The sequence below is a fragment of the [Clostridium] polysaccharolyticum genome, assembly GCF_900111595.1.
GTDB lineage: Bacteria > Bacillota > Clostridia > Lachnospirales > Lachnospiraceae > Clostridium_AI > Clostridium_AI polysaccharolyticum.
This window is the reverse complement of the sequence record NZ_FOHN01000051.1, coordinates 1-3,762: the sequence shown is the minus strand read 5'-3', so window position 1 is coordinate 3,762 and position 3,762 is coordinate 1. Positions and strand designations below refer to the sequence as shown.

Sequence of the window (3,762 nt, the reverse complement as noted above, 5' to 3'; positions counted from 1 at the left end):
GGATGTAATCTGTACTGTATGCGGTTTTGAAGGCATAATGGAAAAAGAGGCAGCCGGAAGGCAATGTCATTAAGTTAAGATAATTAAAAAAGCAGAGTAATCATATTTAAAATGTTGATTGTTCTGCTTTTTCTCTATATGATAGATAATAGTAAAGCTAATATTGTGATAACAAATCAAAAGTTGTATAATAAGTACAGCGAGCAGTTAATTTGAAAGTACAGTACTAAGCAGCAATCCAGTGGTTGCTCATATTTTAGGAGGTTGAAATGAACTTAGAATTTTATCAGAATCTATTTGCAGAACGTATAGGAGGAAAGGAATTTGGTTTAAAAACGGAATTGTACAAGTTTGCAAAAATAAAATTAGCAAAACAGAATGCAAAACAGAAATATCCAGATGTGAAATTGATTGATATGGGTGTCGGAGAACCAGATGCCCCAGCAGATAAGGCTATTGTAGATGTATTATGCAGAGAAAGCGGTCTTCCTGAGAATCGATTCTATTCTGATAATGGTATATTGGAATTTCAGGAGATGGCATGCAAGTATATGGAAAAGGTATATGGCATTGGAGGTCTAGAGCCTGAGAAGAATATTATTCATGGTATTGGTTCAAAACCAATTTTGGCTATGATGCCAGCGTTATTCATTAATCCAGGAGATATTTCCTTAATGACTAAACCAGGTTATGGAGTATTAGGAACTTACACAAGATACTACGGAGGTGAGGTTTTTGATCTTCCTTTAACTGAGGAAAATGATTACTATCCAGACTTAACTAGTATTCCAGAGGATGTTTTGAAAAAGGCGAAGATTCTTTATATTAATTATCCAAATAATCCAACAGGTCAAGTTGCAACAAAAGAGTTCTTTGAAAAAGTAGTTGAGTTTGCAAAGGAAAATGAAATCATGGTTGTACATGATGCAGCTTATGCAGCAGTAACTTTTGATGGATATAAACCTCTAAGCATTTTCACCGTTGAAGGGGCAATGGATGTTGCAGTTGAAATTCATTCTCTATCTAAAGCATTTAATATGACCGGATGGAGAATGGCGTTTATTGTGGGTAATGAAAGAGTTATAAAAGCATATGGAACAGTAAAAGATAATACAGATTCAGGCCAGTTTAGAGGTATTCAGAAGGCAGGTTCTTATGCTATAAACCATCCAGAGATTACCGAGAAAATCTGTGAAAAATATTCTAGAAGATTCAATTTATTAGTAGATGTGTTAAATGAAGTTGGTTTCAATGTGAAAAAGCCAAAAGGAACATTTTACTGCTATGCCAAAGCACCTAAAAAAGCAGGAGATGTTGTGTTTAAAGATGCCCAGGAAGCATCTACTTATCTCATTGAAAATGCATTGATTTCTACAGTTCCTTGGGATGATGCAGGAGCATATCTTAGATTCTCTGTCACATTTGAAGCGACACCAGAAGAGGAAATTGAGATTATGCAAGAGGTAAAAGAACGGTTACTAAAATTAAACCTGAAATTTTAAAGGCTAGTGAAAAGGCAGAGAAGAGAGTTCTTTATGGTAATGAAAGGCAGGGAGCAGATCTATGTCGATTTTATGGACGTAGCAGATGAAAGTCCTTATATAATTAAATCATTTGATGTAACAGCAACAAAGTAAGAATGAGTATATAAAAAATACCTGGTTTGTAGAACAGTTCTGAGGAATTGTTATGCTTATCAGGTATTTTTAATTATGAACCAGTTCCATTATACCTAGTATCATTCATAAGTATGGCAAGAGAAACACAGCGGTTCTTTCTATGGTAATTCCATTTCATTTTTACAGTTTCAAGAACGAGGGACTAATATGTCTAAGAGAGATATATATTATATTGACTATGGGGATATGAAAAAAGTAAGATAAGGATATTTAGAAGAAAGGAAAGAAGAGGTTAAGATGAAAGTTACATTTATATATCATAGCTGTTTTACAATAGAATTTGAAGATATCGTGTTAGTTTTTGATTATTACAAAGGAAAACTTCCCAAATGGGAATGTTCAAAGAAGGTCATTTTCTTTGCAAGCCATAAGCATCGGGATCATTTTTCATTAGAGATTTTGAGAAATCATAAAGAGTATGAGCAAGTAGAATTCGTACTTTCAAATGATATAAAGTTTACAGATAAATTCTTAGAGCGTCATGGAGTTGATTTGCAAGTAAAAAATAAGATAACCCATATTGGAAAAGATTCATCTGTAGTACTTGGTAATGGTAAAAAAACTATCAAAGTCGAGACATTGCGTTCCACAGACGAAGGGGTTGCATTTATCATCACATATGAAGGAAAAACAATATATCATGCTGGTGACTTGAACTGGTGGGCATGGAAAGGCGAAACAGAGGAAGAGTATAAAGTAATGGCAGAAGGATATCAGAGGGAAATAAATAAACTTTCGGACAAAAAAATAGATGTTGCTTTTGTAGTGCTTGATCCAAGACAAGAAGAAAGATACTGGTGGGGAATGGATTATTTTTTGAACACAGTGGATGCTGATATTGTATTTCCAATGCATTGTTGGGAGAAATATAAAATCATTGACCAGTTTAAATTAGAAAAGTCTAGTGAGAGTTATATTAACAAGGTAATGGAAATAAGAGGCGAAAGAGAGAGCTTTAACATTTAATAAAATTTATAAAATAAGAAATACTATACTTCTGAATTGATTAAAAAGAAAAAGGAGTTAATATGAGTGCGGATATTAGATTAACACAAGCATATAAAAAAGCCTTAGTTAAATATTTTGATAAAGATTCGAAGTATGTATTTTTCAGTGACTGTCATAGAGGGGACGACAGTGCATCCGATGAATTTGCAAGGAATCAGGCGATAGTTCTCCATGCCTTAAGTTATTATTATGAGAAACAGTTTGTTTATGTTGAAGCTGGAGATGGAGATGACTTGTGGGAACATAAAAATTTTAAATATATTCGTTCTGCACATATGGATGTGTTCAGCATATTAAAAAAGTTTCATGAGAAGAAAAGACTAATTATGTTATACGGCAATCATAATATTTATTTAAAAGATAGAAATTATGTCAAGGAGAATTATTATTTCTATTATAATGAATTTAAAGAAAAGCAGGAGCCATTTTTATATAAGTTAAATCCGGTTGAAGGGTTATTGCTGAAAGAGAGAATTACAGGGCAGGAGATATTTGTGGTTCATGGTCATCAAGGTGATATAGTAAATGACCGGTTATGGTATCTATCTATGGTGGGAGTAAGATATTTTTGGCGCTTTGTTCACCTAGTAGGAATACGAAATCCAGCTAGCCCAGCTAAGAATCAGCATAAACGCCACAAGATGGAGATAAAATATTCTAAATGGATGCAGAATAAAGATATTATATTAATATGCGGGCATACCCATCGTATGAAATTTCCTAAAAGAAATGAATTGCCATATTTTAATATTGGATGCTGCGTTCGTTCAAAAGGCATAACTACAATAGAATTAGAAAATAATAAACTGTCTTTAGTGGAATGGAGAATTCTTGCTGGGAAAGAGGGAGAAATGCGAGTATTCCGACGTGTAATTGGTGAGTCGGTCTCTATTGATAACTGGTTTACAAAAAAACAGAAAATTAAAGGAAAACAGTTTGACATATTGTAGATAATTTGCTATACTTTCAAAGCTGTTTGTCACTCGTAACAATTATTAAACGAAAAAACTTGTTGACAGGCATCGAAAGATGTGATAAGATATAAAACGTCGCTGAGAGGAAAGACAAAGTCCTG

3 protein-coding genes are annotated in these 3,762 nt (G+C 33.4%); all 3 read left to right on the top strand.

The genetic code is table 11. The features are described from left to right. The first annotated feature begins 269 nt into the window (after positions 1–269). The 3 genes from BMY85_RS15260 to BMY85_RS15250 all read left to right on the top strand — a co-directional run bounded on the left by BMY85_RS15260 (position 270) and on the right by BMY85_RS15250 (position 3,637). Positions 270–1,502 carry an LL-diaminopimelate aminotransferase gene (locus BMY85_RS15260; RefSeq protein WP_092479268.1) on the top strand — a complete coding sequence of 411 codons (1,233 nt, stop codon included), beginning with the start codon at positions 270–272 and terminating at the stop codon, positions 1,500–1,502. Positions 1,503–1,916: 414 nt separating this feature from the next. Further along, positions 1,917–2,645 carry an MBL fold metallo-hydrolase gene (locus BMY85_RS15255; RefSeq protein ID WP_092479267.1) on the top strand — a complete coding sequence of 243 codons (729 nt, stop codon included), beginning with the start codon at positions 1,917–1,919 and terminating at the stop codon, positions 2,643–2,645. 62 nt (positions 2,646–2,707) lie between these two features. Beyond that, complete coding sequence (locus tag BMY85_RS15250) at positions 2,708–3,637, top strand: metallophosphoesterase (protein ID WP_092479265.1); 930 nt, start codon at positions 2,708–2,710, stop codon at positions 3,635–3,637. Positions 3,638–3,762 lie beyond the last annotated feature (125 nt).

Coding starts and splice junctions, on each gene's coding strand:
- BMY85_RS15260 (WP_092479268.1), top strand. CDS start 270: ATGAACTTAGAATTTTATCAGAATCTATTTGCAGAACGTATAGGAGGA.
- BMY85_RS15255 (WP_092479267.1), top strand. CDS start 1,917: ATGAAAGTTACATTTATATATCATAGCTGTTTTACAATAGAATTTGAA.
- BMY85_RS15250 (WP_092479265.1), top strand. CDS start 2,708: ATGAGTGCGGATATTAGATTAACACAAGCATATAAAAAAGCCTTAGTT.